General features: G+C 46.6%; 3 protein-coding genes. All 3 read left to right on the forward strand.

Annotation, left to right across the window (positions count from 1 at the left end; all coding sequences use genetic code 11):
• Nucleotides 1–319: 319 nt before the first annotated feature.
• The 3 genes from Q0668_RS11255 to Q0668_RS11265 all read left to right on the forward strand — a co-directional run bounded on the left by Q0668_RS11255 (nt 320) and on the right by Q0668_RS11265 (nt 3,826).
• Nucleotides 320–1,621 (forward strand): GAF domain-containing protein, encoded by a 1,302-nt coding sequence (locus Q0668_RS11255; RefSeq protein ID WP_298864388.1) that lies wholly within the window; start codon nt 320–322, stop codon nt 1,619–1,621.
• Nucleotides 1,622–1,859: 238 nt separating this feature from the next.
• The gene (locus Q0668_RS11260) at nt 1,860–2,669 is read left to right on the forward strand and encodes an IclR family transcriptional regulator (RefSeq protein ID WP_298864391.1); all 810 of its coding nucleotides are present in this window, start codon (nt 1,860–1,862) and stop codon (nt 2,667–2,669) included.
• A gap of 29 nt (nt 2,670–2,698) precedes the next feature.
• Nucleotides 2,699–3,826 carry an aminotransferase class V-fold PLP-dependent enzyme gene (locus Q0668_RS11265; protein ID WP_298864394.1) on the forward strand — a complete coding sequence of 376 codons (1,128 nt, stop codon included), beginning with the start codon at nt 2,699–2,701 and terminating at the stop codon, nt 3,824–3,826.
• Nucleotides 3,827–3,950 lie beyond the last annotated feature (124 nt).

Below are 3,950 nucleotides of genomic sequence, written 5' to 3' on the forward strand. Positions count from 1 at the left end.
TGTGTTGTCCCGAGTGGCCTGCTCAACATTAAATCGATTGTGCTTGTTATAGAGATTCTCACCTTTATCCAACCGGTAATTGCTGTAACATCCCTCTGTTTTCAGGGATTTACCTCACCGCATGTTGCGAGTACGCAATCTATACTTTGTTATCCAATATATAGAAAGTTCTCAAAATGTCTGATGATATTCAGATATCGGGATGAGACAAAAACACAGCAACACAGCAGCTTCGAATACAGACTCTCTGATCGATACAAAGCATTACGAAGTGGAAAAATTATTTTGATTCGAGGGTGAAAGTAGAACTGAGTGATTCATGATTGAACTCGAACGAAATCGTAAGATCGAAGAATTTTCAAACGATATTCATGCAAACTTATTTTCCGGATTGATGCAACAAGTCACGCAAGGAGCAACGCTGGATACAGTGTTGAATTCGGTTTACGAAAATTTCGACTCTATTTTACCATTCACTCGAATCGGATGCGCTTTGATCGACGAATCGGGAGAACGAGTCGTTGCACGCTGGTGCCGTTCCGAGAATAGAGTGATACTTGGCAAAAATTTTAGTGCCCCGCTGAAAGGGTCTTCACTTCAATTTGTGCTGGAACAGAAACGCCCTCGAATTCTGAATAACCTTGAAGAGTACCTTCAAAAACACCCCGACTCCGTATCAACACGTATCATTGTAAATGAAGGAGTGCGATCTTCTTTCACATTCCCACTGACTGTCGAAGGACATGGCATTGGGTTTCTGTTCTTTTCGAGTACTGAGATTAATGCTTATTCTAAAGATCACCTTGCATTGTTCAAAGAAATCGCAGGCTTGCTTTCGCTAGTCATTCTGATTGCATCACAGCGGAAACAAACGACCAAATCACATAGCGAATACCTGTTTCTTCTGAAGAAACTTGTCAGCTCAGCCAGCCCCCGTTCAGCACATGTGATTCAGTTAGTGAGTGACTTAGCACCAGCGCTGAGTCCTGAGTACATCGAACACTTTGAAACTGCGGCAATACTGATTGAAACCCGTGATTATATTTCAACAACGGATGATCGGGAACACGGTGCCATCTTAGAAATCATTAATCAGATACCAGAATTGGAGACCGTTTCCTCAATTATCGATCTGTTCGATAACGAGAGTGACCTTCTGTCGCTCAAAATAGACAGTATTCAAAACGAGCCGCTTTCATTTGCCGCTAATCTGATCAGAACAGTACGAGAATACAAAAAACTCGAAGACGCCCATTCATCAATCCATTTGCCTTTCGAGCATTTACGCAGGAAGTGGGGTGTCTTTGCTCCTTTTATTGTCGATGAATTGGAACGAGCCATCATCTCGTCGGTTAATGAAACGACCCAAGAAGTCACGATTCAAGAGCTGCTTGACGGCATGATATTCAAAGCGCATGTCGTTGGCTCCGATGGAGCGATTCTCGTTTCATCTGGCCACATCGTGAACGGGCACATCAGGCAACGCCTGGAGAATTTTGGAAACCATGGTATGCGAGTCATGCAGCCGCTACTGGTAACATACCCGCCAGACATTGCTGCTAAGAGTCGGCTGAGTGGTGCAGAGCGAGACAGCCGCATGTTATGTTCTACGGCTCATTGATTTTCTCTGCCCTGTATTTGCATGCAGCGCTATCACATCTTTTTCGCTCGGTTGGTTCCAGGAGTCATTCAAAGCAGGCAGCCCCGAATACTTCCCGTCTGATACTGGATAGCCACATCTCCTCATTGTTCGGCGTGTAAAAACGCCTAAGGCTTTCTTTGATTTATAGTTAAGGTAAATCCGGTAAAGTTGGGATTCGTTCTTGACGAATGGTGTTTTATATGTAAAATCTTATTTTATGAGTAAAACATTAGAGCGAAATGAAACGAGAATCTCATATCGAGTACCTGCTCTGGAGAAGGGGCTGGAGGTCCTGGAATTACTGTCCGGCATCTCTTTTCCGCTCTCTTTGACGGATATTGCAGACCGTTTGGGACGTACGAAACAGGAATTGTTTCGGGTGATGGCCTGCCTGAACGAGCAGGGTTATCTGATTCGAGATTCGAATCAGGGCTATCGGATGAGTACGAAACTCTTCGAACTGGGGGCCAAGCATGCGAGTACGGAAGCATTAATCGCCCGTGCTACGCCGCATATGGAAACATTGACTCACGAACTGAATGAGTCGTGCCATCTGAATATAGTTGTTCGCAATAAAATGCTGGTGGTGGCCCGCGTGGATTGCGACGCCGATGTTTCGTTAGCCGTCAGAATCGGTGCCAGCTTCAAGCTGCATGATCGAAACAGCGGGCAAGTGGCCCTTTCGTTTCTGCCCGAAGAAGAGCGAGAAAAGTACTGGGAGCAATCAGACCAGCCGACCTCTCAGATTAAAAAATGGGAGTCGGAATTTGCCGAGATTCGCAAGGCTGGTTTTCGAACCATTGACAGTTTGCTCATTGTAGGAGTTCAGGATACGGCGACGCCCATTCTGGGAGCAGACGGACGGTTGCTGGCTGTGTTGTGTGTGTCTCATATTCGACGTGTTGGAGAATCGAGAGACAGTTCCCGGATTTCTTCTGCCATGTTACAATGCTCGCAGGCGATCTCGAGTGAATTTGGTCCGACGATGTTGAATAGACCAGACACCGAAGGCAATACAGTCAACTGAATCAGACGCGTTAAACAAACGGAGTTTTCATGCTGGATCAACAATCTCGAGAACACGATTTTCCCAGTCTACAGGACCGCGTTTACTTAAACACGGCTGCGGAAGGGATTCCCCCTTTAACCGTGAATGCCGCGTTTCAGCAATATTTTCAGGATAAACTACAGGGCATGGATGGGCGCATCCTGCATGAAGCGGTCTGGGATGATGCCAAAGCGTTAGTAGGGCAGATGTATGGCCTGAGTTCCGACGAAGTCAGTATTTGTTCCTGCAGTTCGGAAGCCTACAATCTGGCTTATCAGGCTTTGCAGTTTAAAGCCGGCGATGAACTGATCGTGAGTGATTTGGACTTTCCCGCCAGTTACACTTTTGGGTTACAACAGAGTTGCCCTGCCACCGTGAAAGTCTGGGAATCGCGCGATGACTGGCAATTGCACCTCGAAGATCTGCAAGCATTACTGAGTGAGAAAACACGCGTTGTGAGTATTTCTCTGGTCAGCTTTTTCAACGGTTTTAAAATTCCCTTGCAGGAAGTGATCCAGACCATTCGCCAACATTCATCGGCTTTGATTGCCCTGGATGTGACGCAGGCGTTGGGTCGTATTCCACTCGATTTGGAAAACATCGATCTGGTAGTGAGCAGCACTCATAAATGGATTCTGGCATCACATGGTGGCGGACTGGTCGGCGTGCCTGCTGCGAAGGCGAATGAATGGACGGTTCCCGCGGGAGGCTGGTTCAATCTGAAAGATGCGTTCGGCGATCAGCGTTTTGAAAAAGCGGAAAGTCTGCCGGGGGCCGCGAGTTTTACAGTGGGCATGCCCAACTATCCCGCCGTTTATGCCATTCGAGCCGGCTTGAAATATATTGTCGATACCGGTGTGGAAAATATCAATCGGGCAACCATGCCTCTGGTGGAAGCGTGCCTGGAAGGACTCAAAGAGTTACCCGTCGAGCTGATTTCTCCGAAACAGGCTGAGAATCTGGCGGGTATCGTCGCGTTTCGGCATCCGGATGCAGAACGCGTTTATCAACACTTACACAGTAAACAAATTCATCCCATGTATCATGCGGGGCGTATTCGCGTTGCCCTGCATGGTTACAATACGATGGCAGACGTAGAGACATTCCTGCGAGAATTGAAACAGGCCTTGTCTTAAAGATTTATTATTGGGAATAAAGCGGTGATCGGGCCGCTGGATGTTAAAAATATCGAGATCAAATCGTTTTAATGTTGTATTTTTGCTGATTTTTGATGCGAATGGAATATAATAAGAGTGTAAG

This window comes from uncultured Gimesia sp. (assembly GCF_937910335.1).
GTDB lineage: Bacteria > Planctomycetota > Planctomycetia > Planctomycetales > Planctomycetaceae > Gimesia.